This window comes from Acinetobacter sp. NCu2D-2 (genome assembly GCF_001647675.1).
In the GTDB taxonomy this organism is placed as follows: domain Bacteria; phylum Pseudomonadota; class Gammaproteobacteria; order Pseudomonadales; family Moraxellaceae; genus Acinetobacter.
This window is the reverse complement of sequence record NZ_CP015595.1, coordinates 99742-114681: the sequence shown is the minus strand read 5'-3', so window position 1 is coordinate 114681 and position 14940 is coordinate 99742. Positions and strand designations below refer to the sequence as shown.

The 14940-nt window shown below is 38.8% G+C and carries 13 protein-coding genes and 3 pseudogenes; 6 read left to right on the top strand and 10 right to left on the bottom strand.

Features of this window, described 5'->3' with window-relative positions; genetic code table 11:
* Window positions 1-324: 324 nt before the first annotated feature.
* Together A3K93_RS13670 and A3K93_RS13665 are read right to left on the bottom strand one after the other, a co-directional pair.
* Complete coding sequence (locus A3K93_RS13670) at window positions 325-810, bottom strand: nucleoside deaminase (RefSeq protein WP_067731852.1); 486 nt, start codon at window positions 808-810, stop codon at window positions 325-327.
* Window positions 811-929: 119 nt separating this feature from the next.
* Window positions 930-1985 (bottom strand): aromatic ring-hydroxylating oxygenase subunit alpha, encoded by a 1056-nt coding sequence (locus tag A3K93_RS13665; RefSeq protein WP_067731850.1) that lies wholly within the window; start codon window positions 1983-1985, stop codon window positions 930-932.
* Window positions 1986-2252: 267 nt separating this feature from the next.
* Here A3K93_RS13665 and A3K93_RS13660 point away from each other — a divergent pair, with 267 nt between their 5' ends.
* Complete coding sequence (locus A3K93_RS13660) at window positions 2253-3182, top strand: LysR family transcriptional regulator (protein WP_067732188.1); 930 nt, start codon at window positions 2253-2255, stop codon at window positions 3180-3182.
* A 175-nt stretch (window positions 3183-3357) separates the two neighbouring features.
* Window positions 3358-4410 carry a Rieske 2Fe-2S domain-containing protein gene (locus A3K93_RS13655; protein WP_067731848.1) on the top strand — a complete coding sequence of 351 codons (1053 nt, stop codon included), beginning with the start codon at window positions 3358-3360 and terminating at the stop codon, window positions 4408-4410.
* Window positions 4411-4461: 51 nt separating this feature from the next.
* Here the strand turns inward: A3K93_RS13655 and hpxO are convergent, their stop codons facing one another.
* Complete coding sequence (gene hpxO, locus A3K93_RS13650) at window positions 4462-5619, bottom strand: FAD-dependent urate hydroxylase HpxO (RefSeq protein ID WP_067731846.1); 1158 nt, start codon at window positions 5617-5619, stop codon at window positions 4462-4464.
* Between the two features lie 207 nt (window positions 5620-5826).
* Here hpxO and alc point away from each other — a divergent pair, with 207 nt between their 5' ends.
* Window positions 5827-6831: an allantoicase gene (gene alc / locus A3K93_RS13645; protein WP_067731844.1), complete on the top strand. Its 1005-nt coding sequence runs from the start codon at window positions 5827-5829 to the stop codon at window positions 6829-6831.
* Between the two features lie 15 nt (window positions 6832-6846).
* Entirely contained in the window at window positions 6847-7344 is a 498-nt protein-coding gene (locus A3K93_RS13640) for an ureidoglycolate lyase (protein WP_067731842.1), read from the top strand.
* Window positions 7345-7396: 52 nt separating this feature from the next.
* Here the strand turns inward: A3K93_RS13640 and A3K93_RS13635 are convergent, their stop codons facing one another.
* The 3 genes and pseudogenes from A3K93_RS13635 to A3K93_RS13625 all read right to left on the bottom strand — a co-directional run bounded on the left by A3K93_RS13635 (window position 7397) and on the right by A3K93_RS13625 (window position 9942).
* Window positions 7397-8110 (bottom strand): outer membrane protein OmpK, encoded by a 714-nt coding sequence (locus A3K93_RS13635; protein ID WP_067732186.1) that lies wholly within the window; start codon window positions 8108-8110, stop codon window positions 7397-7399.
* A 123-nt stretch (window positions 8111-8233) separates the two neighbouring features.
* A pseudogene (locus A3K93_RS13630) lies at window positions 8234-8577 on the bottom strand (solute carrier family 23 protein); the annotation flags it as partial.
* Window positions 8578-8637: 60 nt separating this feature from the next.
* Window positions 8638-9942 carry an RNA-guided endonuclease InsQ/TnpB family protein gene (locus tag A3K93_RS13625; protein WP_067731309.1) on the bottom strand — a complete coding sequence of 435 codons (1305 nt, stop codon included), beginning with the start codon at window positions 9940-9942 and terminating at the stop codon, window positions 8638-8640.
* A 58-nt stretch (window positions 9943-10000) separates the two neighbouring features.
* Here A3K93_RS13625 and tnpA point away from each other — a divergent pair, with 58 nt between their 5' ends.
* Window positions 10001-10399: an IS200/IS605 family transposase gene (tnpA, locus tag A3K93_RS13620; protein ID WP_067731805.1), complete on the top strand. Its 399-nt coding sequence runs from the start codon at window positions 10001-10003 to the stop codon at window positions 10397-10399.
* Between the two features lie 53 nt (window positions 10400-10452).
* On the opposite strand, the pseudogene A3K93_RS13615 reads toward tnpA, so the two are convergent.
* From A3K93_RS13615 to uraD, 3 genes and pseudogenes are all read right to left on the bottom strand, one after another.
* Window positions 10453-11469 (bottom strand): annotated as a pseudogene (locus A3K93_RS13615) (nucleobase:cation symporter-2 family protein); the annotation flags it as partial.
* A 30-nt stretch (window positions 11470-11499) separates the two neighbouring features.
* Window positions 11500-11820, bottom strand: coding sequence for a hydroxyisourate hydrolase (gene uraH / locus A3K93_RS13610; protein ID WP_067731839.1), 321 nt, complete (start codon window positions 11818-11820; stop codon window positions 11500-11502).
* Window positions 11817-12320, bottom strand: coding sequence for a 2-oxo-4-hydroxy-4-carboxy-5-ureidoimidazoline decarboxylase (gene uraD / locus A3K93_RS13605; protein WP_067731838.1), 504 nt, complete (start codon window positions 12318-12320; stop codon window positions 11817-11819). The genes uraH and uraD overlap by 4 nt, the downstream gene beginning before the upstream one ends.
* A gap of 222 nt (window positions 12321-12542) precedes the next feature.
* On the opposite strand from uraD, the gene A3K93_RS13600 reads away from it, so the two are divergent.
* Window positions 12543-13601 (top strand): RNA-guided endonuclease InsQ/TnpB family protein, encoded by a 1059-nt coding sequence (locus A3K93_RS13600; protein ID WP_067731836.1) that lies wholly within the window; start codon window positions 12543-12545, stop codon window positions 13599-13601.
* A gap of 71 nt (window positions 13602-13672) precedes the next feature.
* Here A3K93_RS13600 and A3K93_RS13595 read toward each other — a convergent pair.
* A pseudogene (locus tag A3K93_RS13595) lies at window positions 13673-14819 on the bottom strand (IS4 family transposase).
* Window positions 14820-14940 lie beyond the last annotated feature (121 nt).

Genomic DNA, 14940 nt, shown 5'->3' with positions numbered 1-14940 from the left:
TTCTGCTCTTTTTGTCAGTGTGCCTAATGCACATTCATTAATAACTTGACTCAAATGAGTCCGGTTGGTTCCTTTTATAATTAGCAATAACTATTCCAATTTAATTTAAAAATGCGCTATTTAATTTATTTATTTTAAAATAAAGTGATTTTTTAAAATAATAAAAATATTTTCATGATGTTTATATTAAGGTATTAATTAAGTGTGATTTAAATAAGTGCAAATTAAAAATAAATGCGATTTAATCGTGCAGTTATTTTTAAAAATATAAATCAATTAAAATAAAAAAATCCCATTAAAAATGGGATTTTGATGCAGAAAAATTTATCTATTTTGCCAAAAATGCTGTTGTAGCTTAAGGGTTTCAGCTTCAATTTCAGGGATAGGGCCAATTAAATCGATGTCTTTTTGTCCATGACTAAAGACATAAGCAGCGCTGACACTCATGGTCGGATTTTCCTGATGGTTTCCAGTACACTCAAGTAAACGTTCTTCAGTCATACCATAAACCACGCGTCCAATATTCGCCCAATAAATGGTTCCAGAACACATGCAGCATGGCTCAACTGCGGTATATAACGTACATTGCCATAAATATTCTGCGGGATAATTGGTCGCAGCAACTCGGGCTAATGTTGATTCTGCATGGTTGACAGTATCAATATTACACTGGGTGAGGAGCACCGTTTCATGATCAGGTGCCACCAATACGGCACCAAAAGGATGATGTCCAAGCTCGGTTGCACGCCGTCCGACATCATTTGAAAGTTTTAGAAATTTTAATATCTGTTCTTGATTGGGACGACACATTAAATTATTTCCAATTTATGATTATCTATTAAATATAATTAACACATAAAAACTGCATTTAAAATAAAGATATTATTTAAAATGCAGTTTTTATTTTTTTATTTACAACTCAATTTATATTAAACAATATAACGTTTACTTAATCCCCATTCTGCTAATATCCGTCGATATGTTGTTGATGAACGGTCAGCTTCAAAATGTGCCTCCATAGATATATCGAGGGGTAATTCTTCAGGTTTTTGGCTTTCCACCAGTTCTTGATCTTCAGCAAAGATTTGCGCATTAAAATCATAAACGGCTTGCAAATCGCCAGTGGTATCAAAATTGCGGGTCAAAGGAACAAATAAACGAGTTTGGTTATGAGATACCGGACAGCAAGCATTTAAAATTTTTAAAACACCATCCTCTGGAAAATGTACGGTTAAGATGGCTGAAAATGGTGGATAGACATCAAAAACGCGCTTCCATAAGAAGCCTTCAGGTGCTAAGTGTTGCATGCCATGTGGGTAGTTACTGACATTGCTGACATATTCGGTATGCAGGCCATACGGGGTACGTTCGGTATTGTATTTAGGCACGACGGGATTATCACGATCCGCAAAAGCATTGTGATGTACCCAGGCAAAATGTGCGACATCAATAAAGCCTTCAAGCTGACGGCCGCTTGAACCTGCGATATCAACATAAGGTGGCAAAATCGATTGATGTTCAGAAGTATCCCAGGTATCTAGTACTGGAAAATTCGCAGTCGACTCATCTCGATTAAACAGGCTGGTCCACACCAAACCATATTTTTCAACCACTGGAAATTTAGTCAGTGAAAATCGATCTGAGATTTTGGTTAATTCAGGTTGCGCGGGAATCTTGACGCATTTCCCTTGGTCATTATATTCAAGCCCATGATAAGGACAGACAATACTTTCGCCAGACACCCAGCCTTTACTAAGCGGTACACCACGGTGAGGGCAAATATCTCGAACCAAATGAATCGCACCACTTTCAGTTTTATAGATGGCAAGTTTGATGTCCAACAAGGTAACTTGTTGCGGTTTTTCGGTTATGTCCTGAATACGTGCAACTGGATACCAATGATGCGCTAGAATTTCCCAATCCCGATCGTCGAACTGGCTGTAGCATGGTTTGCTAAATACATTGATCATTGGAATAGCGTTCATATCAAACCCTGTTTCTAAATTTTTTGAAGTTGATTAAGCGATTTAAATTCGACCTTATAGTGTCTTTAGATGGCTTATTTATGATTGAAATTACTGGTTTTTTTGATATTTCGTCTATTAGAATGTTTCGTATAAATCATTCTAAAAATTAGAACATCAGTCTGTAATACTTGATTTTATTGGGTTTGCACAGCGTGTATTGGCATAAAACTCGCATATATCTGTTGAATATTTTTCCAAAACAGGTTTTCCAGCTTGAGTAAATTATTGAATACCCCTTTTTCGCGTTTTTCTGAATATTTTATTGCCGTAGCAAAAAGTGGCAGCTTGCGTAAAGCGGCGGATCAACTGTTTATTTCTGTTTCAGCAGTCCATCGTCAGATTACTTTGGCAGAAGACGAATTGGGGATTGATCTATTTGAGCGTTTACCCAATGGTTTAAAACTGACCTTGGCGGGGGAAATGCTCTACGCCAACATCCTCAGATGGCAAAAGGACTTCCAGCAGACGTGTATTCGCTTTGATGAAATTCAGGGATTGAAACGCGGAAGTATAGAATTTGGACTAATTTCTGCTTTAAGTGAGGGCTTTGTGATGCAGTCCTTACAGCATATGTATGAGCAGTACCCGTGGATTAATTTTAATATTCGTGTAGCAGATAGTGAGGCCATTGCACGCAAAATTATAGACACTGAACTTGATTTCGGACTCATTCTGAATCCCAAAGCCCATCATCAGCTTGAAGTCATGCATTTTCTAGAGTTACCCATTGGATTTGTGCTGTCAAAACAGCATCCATTGGCGACTGCAGAAAAAATCTATTTTTCTGACACGATCAATGACAATCATTTTATTGCTGCAGATCCATTGATTATCCATGACTATGTGCAGGCCATGTATAAGCACCACCAGTTTATTCCTGCACGCAAAACAGAATCTAATGATATTCGCTTGATGAATAGCATGATCAAAGCCAATACAGGGATTGGAATCTTAAGCTATTTAGATGTATTTCCAGAATTACAACGTGATGAATTGATCTTTAAACCAATTTCAGAAAAAGGCGTACATCCTTTAACCATTGCATTATGTGTTGCGCCAAAACGACAAATTTCGCGTGCCTCGCAACTCATGATCAAACATATTATCGAGCAGATGGAAGCATTGAAAAATCAGTTAATGCAATATTCGGTCTAAAGACTTTAATCCATGTGGAAACAAAATATAAATGGTACTTTACAGGAATAAAAAATGAAGATTTATAACAGATGAGAGTGTTCTAATTTTCTTAATGTGTTGTCCAGATTTCTCTAATTTCAGTGAATGGGTCCTTGCTCTATATTCATTGAAAATAGACTAATTTGAGGCCATGATGAACAGTAAAACCATCCTCACACATAATCCCGATTTGCCGGTTCATATGACTTTTGCAGAACATGACTGGCACTTACTGGCAAAATATTGGTACCCCGTCGCACTGGCACGTGAAGTTACAGAGCAGCCTATGAGCACCATGCTCTTAGATATGCCCTTAGTGATTTATAGTATGGGTGAAGAAGTGATTGTTGCCAAAGATGCCTGTCCGCATCGTGGTGTAGCGTTGAGTTTGGGTAAAAATGATGGCCAAGGTGTGGTCTGTCCGTATCACGGCTTGCGCTTCGGTGCTGAGGGAAAATGCAACCGTATTCCAGCCCATCCTGATCACAAAATCTCTGAGCGATTCCATCTAAAAACCTATGCTGCGGTCGAAAAATATGGCCTGATCTGGTGTTCTCTATTGGCGGATAAAGATGCTGAACCGAATATACCGCATATGCCTTATTGGGAAGATCCTGATTATCAGCAACTGGTCTGTCCTACTGTCGATATCAAATGCTTTGCGGGTCGTCAGTTAGAAGGTTTTATTGATGTCGCGCATTTTGCTTGGGTTCATTCGGATACGTTTGGTGATCCAGATCATCCAGAAGTTCCGGATTATAAAACTTATGAAACGGATTATGGTTTTGCAGCTGATTATCTAAGTACTGTTGGACGTTACCCGATTGGACTCGATCAACGCGGAGCAGAAAATTTTAAATGGCTTCGTCATTTTGAGATCACTGTACCATTTACAGCTACACTGACCATTCATTTCCCAGAAGATGCCAAACAGGTGATCATGAATGCGGCTTCACCGATGACAGCACGTACTACTCGCCTGTTTGCCCCAATCTGCCGTAACTATGACAAAGATCTTCCCGTCGAAGATGCATATGACTTTAATCTAAAAATCTTTGAAGAAGACCGCATGATTGTTGAGAACCAGAAACCAGAATATCTACCTCTGGACTTGTCTTTAGAAGCTCATTTCCCTGCAGACCGTAGTTCTAGCATGTACCGGAAATTATTGCGTAAGCATGGTTTTAGTCCATTATTTGCAGCTTAAATTTTTGTATAAAAAAAACCTTCTTAATGAAGGGTTTTTTTATAGATTTGATTAGTCTAAGGGATTGCCCACAATATTGCTGATAATGCCTTTCATGATATGTGGGCCTTGTTCTTTACGGAGTTCTTCGTACCATTGTTTAGTGACGATTTCATCTTTCATATGTGTCACATCACAACGTTTACGGGCACGTAAAACTAATTCATTGGCACGTTCATTACGTTTGTTTTGATAACGCTTTAAAGCGTCCTCTAAGCCTAGGGTATTAATTTGTAGAGAACGCGCAAGGTAAATAGCATCTTCCATCGCCTGACAGCCACCTTGACCAATATCGGGAGTTGTACTGTGTGCTGCATCACCCACAATGACTACACGTCCTTTATAGAACTGGGCAAAAGGTTCGATATCATGAATCTCCACTCGGTTGGTGGTATTTTCATTAATGTTGTCAATCAAATTCTGAACCTGTGGACACCAACCCTTAAAGTATTCTTTGAGTAAGGTCTTATACTGACTACGGTTATTCTCCAGTCCGACAGGTAACGGTACATCAAAGAAGAAATAGAAACGATTATTTGCAACAGGCATCAGTGAAACACGTTTACCCTCTCCAACATAAGTCGTCCATTGATCTGCAGGTGCATAGTCATCAGAAACATCTACAAGACCATTCCAATTAACGTAACCTGCATAACGGCGCTCGACTTGTTCACCAAGTACATATGTGCGGGTAATGGAATGTGTGCCATCTGCTCCGACTAACAATTCAGTTTCGATTTGAGTACCATCGGCAAATTGCACTGTAACCACATCATTTAGTTCACTAAAAGACACCATTTTTTTGCCAAGACGTATGTTTTCACGTCCGAACTCATCCATCAGCATGTTTTGTAAATCTGAACGTGATACCGGATATGGACGTTGCCCGACCTCTTCAATCAGTGGATATAAACTAAACTGTGTCATGACGTCGCCAGTCAAGCCATCCATATAAGCCAAATGATCCATTTGACCACCCAGCTTCGCAACTTGCTCAGCTAAACCTAAATAATTTAAACATTTAACCCCATTTGACCATAAAGAAATCGCTGCGCCTACGGGTAAAATTTGTTCTGCTTGCTCATAGATGGTGACTTGATGTCCAAACTTTTTTAGTGCAATTCCCGTGGTTAATCCGCCCATTCCTGCACCAATAATTGTAATTTCCATCTATAACTCCTTTCTTTATTTAAGTATCTGCACCACAAAATGCTAAAAACGTGCCATTTTTTGGATTACGCACTTAAAAATTTCAAAAGTTGGCACACGCTGTGCTTCTAAACATATGTAAAAACTTGTTTTTATCGGATGTTCAAATTGAATTCTGTATAAAAACGAGTCTATTCATTTGATTAATAAAGTTAATGGAAGGGATTTATGGCAACTTTGTTTGCACCAACTTTTGATGTTCCAGCACATATTCAGCAATTGACGAATTTGGCAGATGACCGAATTGGTGCAGAAATTATTGAATGCTCGGATGATTTTTTTGCTGAAGCTAAACGTATGCTGCAATTCAGTGCACCGATCTTTGTAGAAGATAAATTTGATGACCATGGCAAATGGATGGATGGTTGGGAAACTCGACGTAAACGCCATGCAGGTTATGATTGGGCGATTATCAAACTAGGTGTTGCAGGTAAAATTAAAGCATTAGATATTGATACGACATTCTTTACAGGAAACTATCCCGCTTCAGCTGCAGTAGAAGCATGTTATGCACCAGATGGCAATTTAAATACGGTGGAATGGCAACCTATTTTAAAAAATAGTCTTTTGGGTCCAAGTGATCATCATATTTTTGATATTGAGAATGATCAGGCATTTACGCATATTCGTCTCAATATTTATCCTGATGGTGGGGTTGCACGCTTTAGAGTGTATGGTGAAGTTCAAATTCAATTAAAAGATGCTACACAAACGATAGATCTACTTGCGCTTGAAAATGGTGGTCGGGTGATCGCCTATAGTGATGCGCATTTTGGTCATCCACGTAATTTGATAAATCCAGGCCGTGGCATCAATATGGGGGATGGATGGGAAACCAAACGTCGCCGGGCACCTGGTTTTGACTGGTGTATTTTAGCTTTAGGCCAAAGTGGAAAAATTGAAAAAATTGACATCGATACTGCGCATTTTAAAGGCAACTATCCTGCACAAATTTCTATTCAAGCGATTTATGTTGAAGATGCAACAGATCAACAATTGATTCCACAAAGTATGTTCTGGCCATTTTTGTTAGAAGCACAAGACATGCAAATGGATCATATCCATAGCTATGTTGAGGAAATCTTAAAACAGGATAAAATTTCACATATCCGAGTCAATATGATTCCTGATGGTGGAATCAGTCGTATTCGTTTATGGGGCAAAATTGCGTAATTAAAAAAGAATCATATGACTATGCAGACCATAAAAATACAGCCCTTAAATGCAAAAAGTTTTGCACCGTACGGTGAAGTCATTGCCTGTAAAGACAATGATTTCTTTCATATCAATGATCAGCATACAGAGCGCTATCATGCTTTGGCCGAGGCTGAAACAGATGCAAAAGTTGGTCTTAGTATTTTTCGAAATATTAAAAATACTGAAATTCCATTTCAAGTCTCGATGCTTGAACGTCATCCTGTTGGTTCTCAGGCCTTTATTCCGATGCAAGGTCAGTCATTTTTGATTGTGGTTGCACCTGCCTTAGATCAAGTCACACCAGATTTGAGTAAATTGCAGGCATTTATTAGTGATGGAACACAAGGCGTTAATTATCGCGCTGGAACTTGGCATCATCCACTCCTCACCTTAGAAGCACCAAGTGATTTTGTGGTTATCGATCGAATAGGCACAGGTCCTAACTGTGATGTGTATTCTTTTCCTCAACAAGTTTGTATCGAAAACTAGTTTCAAAAAAAGCCCTCATTCATGAGGGCTTTTTAATATTGTATTGGTTGGCTTAGAAGTGGTATTTCACTAATGCACTGACATTATTTTCATCGGCATTTGGAATACCGAATTTATTGTTCCAAATCGAATGTTCGATACCAAGATATAAACGTGTGCTTGGAGAAAAATGTTTGCCCGCATTCCATTTCCATTGCGTGGTCCAGTTCATTTCACTTGCATGATCCTCTTCTGCCGTAGACCAATCTAAGAAACCATCAATTAAGAAATCTTCAGAGCCAAGTTTAACTGGAATGCCATACACAAAAGTAAATTGGTAATCATCGTCAATATTTTCATTATTCACACGATACAAATTAACATTGGCATATTGGAAATACGGAATGTTTAGATCAAACCCAAAACCATACAAGAAGTTATCAGCAGAGTCTGAACCTTCCCAAGTTGTCGCAATTAAAACGTCTTTTACAGGACCAAATGCAAGTTTTTGCCCTGACACTTCACCTAAACTCAGACGTGGTGATAATTCAAAATAATTCGACTTACCGTCATTACCGCCACGCATATGGTCTAAAAAGAAGAACACATCGGCATATTTGACTTTTGCAGCATATTCAACAGTTAATGTTGCTTGAGTTTTATCAACAACTTCATAGTTATCGCCATATAAACCTGAGAGACTAAAATCTTGCCAAATAGGCGCTGCTTGAGCAGTTAAAGCAGTAGTTGCCAATGCAGTTGTTGCGAATAATGTTGTCAATTTCATAAAACTTTTCCCCAATAATATAATTAAAAACCACGACTGAGATAAAGCAAAAACAAAGCCAAGTTTTTTATTTTTTGGTATAAAGCCCACATAGAGTGGGCTGAGATAAGTTTAAATTTCGCTTTAGTGCTGGGTATCAACTACAGTATTGTTTGTAAGACTTGATTTCCCTTTAAATAAATTAACATGATTAAAGAGTAGGTTAAGCACAATCGCCATCAAGCAAGTTGAACTGATGCCGGAATGGAATAATGTTTGCACCCATTTAGGGAAATTTGCATAAAATGAATGATAATAATTGGGATCATTCCTGCAGCAATCGCTGTTGCGACGATAATGAGATTTTTTTGCTCGTTATAATCAATTTTAGCAAGTGTACGAATACCGCTTGCAGCCACTGTACCAAATAAAACCAGACCAGCACCACCAAGTACAGGAACAGGAATTGCGGCAATTAAGCGCCCCATATTGACACACTCCCACCACTTTCGACTAGCTCAAGTGGAGGATTCTAAAAGCAAAAGCTCTTAGGCGACTCCCTCACGGATTTCGCTTGCTTTCTGCTTCACAAGGCGACCTTTACCGCATCCACCCTCCACAGACAAAACGGTGTGTCCCACCGCCAAAATATTGCGAGAAGCATTTATATCCGCATTCTCGCTAAAACCACACTCAATACAGTTAAAGTTTGCCTGAGTGAGCCTATTTTCTTTTGCAACATGACCACATGAACTACAAGTCTGACTTGTATATTTAGGGTCAACTTTAACAAGTAAGCCACCTCGCCATTGTTGCTTATACTCCAACATATCAACAAGCATTGACCACCCTTGATCTAGGATTGATTTGTTTAAGCCTGTTTTGGCTTTAACATTCTTTCCTTTTTTCTCAATTGAGCCTTTTGCAGACTTCGACATATTAGCTACTTTTAAGTCCTCAACTACGATCATTGCGTGGTTTTTGCTGAGAGTTGTAGTGACTTTGTGCAAGTAGTCATGCCGAATATTGGCAATATGATGATGTAGTTTGTTAACTTTTAAATTAAGTTTTTTCCAATTTTCACTGAACTTGGTTTTCTTTTTCAACTTGCGTTGAAGTCTAGCTAATTTCACTTGATTGGCTTTAAAACTATTGATCGGGTTGAATACCTGACCATTAGAGGTTGTGACCAATTTCTTGATGCCAAGATCAACACCAATAGCTGATTTAGATGGGTGAATTGGTGTTTCAATTGTGTTTTCAACACCAAAAGAGATATACCACTTGCCAACATGCTTTGAGAGTGTGACGTTCTTAATCTCGCCTAAAATATCTTGTGATTTTCTAAATTTTACAACGCCAATATCACTAGGCAATTTAACTTGGTTGCCTTTAACCCAACAATACCTATTAAATTGAACAATACGAATTGAATCATAACCATCTGATTTTTTCTTGAATCGTGGCATGAGTGGTCTAAGTTGAATTTCATTACCATCGGGTAATTTAAAAAATTTTGGCTTCTTAGCTTTGAATGGTTTTTGCTTTAGCTTGGCTTGTTCTTTTTTATCGAAGAATTTACCCCAAGCATCACCAAGATCACGAACTTTTTGTTGAAGTGAGACACCATTTGAACTGTTTTCTAAAAAAGCACACTCAGGCTTTTTGCGCAATTCAGGGATTTTATTAACTAAATTAACTTTGTTAATTCGCTCATTATTAGCAAGCATCTCGAATGATGCAGCCAATATCTGATTCCAAACAAAACGTGCAGAACCAAGCAACTTGTTTAAAACAAGCTCCTGTTCTGCATTAGGCTCAAGCCTAAATTTGTACGCTTTGTTGATTTTCATAAATGAGTGTGTATGTGTTAATATGTATAAATACTACCACTAATTAAGCCATTCACCAATGACAGAAATATATAAAAACCGACATTCAGCCTTTAATTTGCATGTACATTTAGTGTTTATTACTAAGTACAGAAAGAAAATTCTAGGTGAGTTGCATCATAAGTATTTTATTGAGTGTGCATCTGAAATCTGCAAAGAGTTTGATGCGGAATTAAAGGAGTGTAATGGTGAAGCTGACCATGTTCACATGCTTATTCAGTACCCACCGACAGTTCAACTCAGTAAATTGGTAAATAACTTAAAATCAGTAACAAGCAGAAGAATGAGAAATGAGTTTTTGGATTTACGTAGTAGTTATGCAAAACCTGTTTTGTGGTCACGCTCATATTTTGCAGGGTCTTGTGGTGGCGCACCTTTGGATATTATTAAAAAATACATTGAAAACCAACAAGGTTAAAATCCTTGAAATTCACCTCCACCCTGACTGTCGGGTGGAGTCCTCTTTCACTTTAAGATAGGTAATAAGCCTAAAACGACTAAGATAATCCCACCAGCGGCTACAACAAATCGGCTTTTTACACCGGTGATTGCCACTAACCCAACGTTTTGAGCAAATGCACTTTGCATGAATGAACCGAATATTGGCGCGACTGCACTTGAAAACATATCCGCACGAAGTCCATTTGAAATACGTTCTGAGTCAACTTTTGTTCCTACAATTTCACCGACCGCAATAATATCTGCAGTGGTTTCCGTCATAATGACCAAGGTAACAATAAGCATTGAAATGATGGCTGTTAATTCAAAAGTCGGCATACCAAAAGCAAAGAAACTTGGTACTTGAAGCCATGCACCATTTGCAACTTTAGAAAAATCTCCAAAGCCTAAGATATAAGCCAGAAGACTACCGAAGACAATGGCAAGTAAAATAGATAAGCGGCGAATTGTAGGGTTACGTGTTAAGTTCAAGCAGATGACAATCCCCAGTGTCATGAGTGCAAGTCCAATGTTTTCAACGCTCCTCCATTCTGGTGCTTTATTGTTGCCACCCATCATCCAACGAACAGCGACAGGTAACAGTGATAGACCAATAATGGTAATTACACAACCAGTTACGACTGGTGGGAAAAAACGAATAATTTTAGAGAAATAAGGAGCAAGGAAGAAGCCTATCAGAGATGCCACGATGACGGCGCCATAAACCGCAGATAAACCACCGCCTGTTGTCACAATGGCAACCATAGTCGCGACACCCGCAAATGATACCCCTTGAACAAGCGGCAATTGCGCACCAATATATTTCACCCCGATCGTTTGTAAAATTGTGGCTAGACCACCAACAAACAAGGCTGCTGCAATAAGCAAACCGATTTGAAAAGGTTCCAATCCCGCTGCTGTGCCTACAATTAAAGGTGGAGCAATGATTCCACCATACATGGTTAAGACATGTTGTAAGCCATAAGCAGCACTTTTCCCTGCACCTAAGTATTCGTGTTCTGGTGAAATTATTTTATGTTCTTGTGTCATTCTTTTTCTCTCCTTGAATTATTAATTGAATTAGCTTCCGCGATATGTGGAATACGCAAATGGACTAATTAGCAAAGGAATATGAAAATGCTGTGAGGCATCTTTGACATAAAAATGAATGACTGCTTTAGGGAAAAAGGTTTCAAGTCCCAGGCTTTCGAAATACGCAGATGTTGAAAACTCCAGGCTGTAAGCACCTGTTTTAAATTCCGTTAAGCCAAAATCTGAAACTCGACCATCAGCATTTGTGAGTGCCTCTCCGAGTAAAATACCTTCATCAGAATAAAGTTTGATGGCTACGCTTGCTGCAGGCTTACCTAAATGGGTATCTAAAATATGTGTACTGATCATGCCGTAAGCTCCTGTGAAAGTCTGAGCAAAGCAATTTCTGCTAACTGATTATGGACAATACGTTTTTCAATCTCTGGATCATTCACTAAGCGGTACTTCAATGCTTGGAGTACATCTTCACTGCTTAAACCAAAGGCTTTAATTAAAAAGATATGTCCATATTTTTTTTCATAGGTAATATTGCCTTTAAGTAAAGCCAGTTGCGTTTCTTCATCAGCTGTAATAGATGATTGTTCGCGTTCTGAAAAACTTTGCTCAATTTCACTCAGTTCAGCCTGAGCTTGCTTTTCGCCAATACGAGGATGCTTATCCAAAGCAGCTTTTATATCTTCCCATTTCCATGTGGCAGTTTGTTGCTTGGCTGCTTCAATAAGGGCTTCAACAGAAGAGTAAGGTCGTTGAGCAGCAATCTGGGTTGACCAGCTCGGTATTTGTACACAATGTTTTAAAAAGCTTATAGCTTCTTGTTCAGATGCTTGGTTAAATTCAACGAGTCGCACTATTAAATCGCCTGACTATTTTTGATGTTTATTCAAAACTAGATTTGCAATAAAAGTGCCAAATTAGATTCATGGAATATTTTTTATCCACTGGAGCGTAAAACCTCGTGGTTCAGCACGAGGATATAAGCGACTAGAGTAAACCATATGAACGACACGAAATGTCGTTTTAAATACTTGCACTATAGTCACTATTAAGAAAAATACTGTTAAAATAATTGGATGAAGACACTCAAATTACGCATAAAAGACAAACATTGCAAGGTGCTAAATCAGTTAGCATCCGAAGTAAATTTTGTTTGGAATTATGTCAATGATTTGTGTTTTAAACATCTTCAAAAACAACAACAATTCTTTTCAGCATACAATATTGCAAAATACACGAAAGGCACATCGAAAGAATGCAACTTGCACAGTCAAACTATTCAGGCAGTGACAGAAGAATTGGTCACAAGACGCAAGCAGTTCAAAAAAGCAAAACTAAAATGGCGTGTCAGTAATAAGAAATCAGCTAGACGTTCACTAGGTTGGATACCGTTTAAAAAGGTTGCAATCAAGTATGATGATGGCTATGTCCAATATGGGAAGCATAGATTAAATCTATGGGATAGCTATGGTTTAAGTAAATACACAGTAAGAACTGGCTCTTTTGTAGAGGATAGTCGTGGACGTTGGTATGTGTGTTTAGTGGTGGATACACCTAAAGCGGAAAAAGCTAACACGACCAAAGCCATCGGTATTGATTTGGGCTTAAAGGATATTGCCACCTGTTCAGATGGTACAGTCATTTCAAATCCAAAATACTATCGCCACTATGAGCAGAAGCTAGGTGTTGCTCAACGAGCGAGAAATAAGAAGCGTGTACGTGCATTACACGCCAAAATCGCCAATAGTCGTAAAGACCATTTGCATAAAGCCAGCACAGCGCTGGTGAAGAATAATGCACTAATCATTGTAGGTGACTTGAGTGCAAGAAAATTGGTGAAAACCAAAATGGCAAAATCTGTTTTGGACACAGGTTTTTCTGCACTCAAAACAATGCTTCGATATAAATGCGAGAACGCTGGAGTGTTATTTGAAGAAGTCAATGAAGCCTATACCACCCAAACTTGTTCGTGCTGTGGCTCACGCTCTAGTAGTCCGAAAGGTAGAGCAGGTTTAGGAATAAGAGAGTGGCAGTGTGGTGAGTGTGGTAGCTCATGGGATCGGGATGTAAATTCCGCACTGAATATTCTTGCGCTCGGGCATGAGCGTCTAGCAGTAGGAATCCCCTTGCTTTAGCTGGGGGAGGATGTCAACAACATATGATATAGAAAAGAGGGCGTAAGACCCCATTGCTGTCCCACAATTTTTCACAAGAGGAAGCTCAAATGAGCTTCCTCTTGTTTTATGGGTATTTTATCGGGTGAAAATAAAGCTTTTAAAGTTCTTCTTTCAAACAAATTCACTTGAATTATTCTGAGTAAACGTTGAACTGTCCAACCTGTTTTCCCTAAATGTTGAGCGAAACTCACCAATAAATAGGCGATCATCGCAATCCAGATTTGTGTCTGAATTGCGTTCCTGCTGCGGCCTAGAAACGCTTTTAATTTGAGATTCTGCTTAATCGCCTTAAAGAACAGCTCAACTTTCCAACGATCTTTATAAATCGCCGCAATGGTGGAGGCGGCTAAATGAAAGTTATTGCTGAGAAAGCTAAAGTGCTTGCCACTTTGCTGATCTCTATATTCAATTCTTCTTAACACTGGGGCTTTTCTTTTTAGGGCATGTGCGCTATTCAGCTGAATGGTTTCATCTTTTAGAATACCTTTGGATTCAAGCACTGGATGTTGCTGGATCACCTGATACACAGATTTAGGCCTAAAACGTGTGACAAATCCAATGTTTTGAGCAGTCAGATTTGCATACCATTGGTAATCGACATAGCCTTTATCAAAAAATGCTGCCAGCAGGAAACTGGAATTTGCGGCCTTGTACCATGTCATTTTCTTTGCCATTTTCAACTGCAACAAACTCAGGAATATCATTGCTGTGATTCAATCCTATGCTGAGTTTCATGCTGGCTTTTGAGTTGTGAACTTTGGCCCATTCACATAAGGAAAGCGACAGGTCAATATGACTGGCATCCAAGGAATACAAGGGATTCTTAAAGCGAAATTTATGAGCTACTTTTGAGTGTTCATAGTATTTAAGCAACTTGTAAAATAGCTGTTGATACAAGGCAGCAGGCTGCTGCTCATTGATTCGTGCCAGCGTGCTTCGGGGAATAGACTTTGCTCCGAGATGACTTAGCTTTTCCTGTTGGCACTCCAAATTGGATTGAATATCTCTCAGACTTTGCCTACAAGAGAATTGTGACATCAATATGGCAATAAACTGATCCTACCGGGAAGCCGCTCTAAATTTCTGTCCAACATGGTGTACTTTAGCAAGTTGTTCAAAATCCTGTCGCACAACAGGTTTAATTAGCTCATGAAATACGGTATTCTGATGTGACAAAACCTGAATCCTAGTCGTTAAAGTGTTTGTTTGCACTCATATTTTAACTGTTAGGACTCAGGTTTTTTTATTTAAAGCAAACTATGGGACAGCAGTGGCGTAAGACCCTCTTTTTAAATAT

Bases quoted from the DNA above. Each gene is read 5' to 3' on its own strand.
- A3K93_RS13670 (WP_067731852.1), bottom strand. From the start codon at position 810: ATGTGTCGTCCCAATCAAGAACAGATATTAAAATTTCTAAAACTTTCA.
- A3K93_RS13665 (WP_067731850.1), bottom strand. From the start codon at position 1,985: ATGAACGCTATTCCAATGATCAATGTATTTAGCAAACCATGCTACAGC.
- A3K93_RS13655 (WP_067731848.1), top strand. From the start codon at position 3,358: ATGAACAGTAAAACCATCCTCACACATAATCCCGATTTGCCGGTTCAT.
- hpxO (WP_067731846.1), bottom strand. From the start codon at position 5,619: ATGGAAATTACAATTATTGGTGCAGGAATGGGCGGATTAACCACGGGA.
- alc (WP_067731844.1), top strand. From the start codon at position 5,827: ATGGCAACTTTGTTTGCACCAACTTTTGATGTTCCAGCACATATTCAG.
- A3K93_RS13640 (WP_067731842.1), top strand. From the start codon at position 6,847: ATGACTATGCAGACCATAAAAATACAGCCCTTAAATGCAAAAAGTTTT.
- A3K93_RS13635 (WP_067732186.1), bottom strand. From the start codon at position 8,110: ATGAAATTGACAACATTATTCGCAACAACTGCATTGGCAACTACTGCT.
- A3K93_RS13625 (WP_067731309.1), bottom strand. From the start codon at position 9,942: ATGAAAATCAACAAAGCGTACAAATTTAGGCTTGAGCCTAATGCAGAA.
- tnpA (WP_067731805.1), top strand. From the start codon at position 10,001: ATGACAGAAATATATAAAAACCGACATTCAGCCTTTAATTTGCATGTA.
- uraH (WP_067731839.1), bottom strand. From the start codon at position 11,820: ATGATCAGTACACATATTTTAGATACCCATTTAGGTAAGCCTGCAGCA.
- A3K93_RS13600 (WP_067731836.1), top strand. From the start codon at position 12,543: ATGAAGACACTCAAATTACGCATAAAAGACAAACATTGCAAGGTGCTA.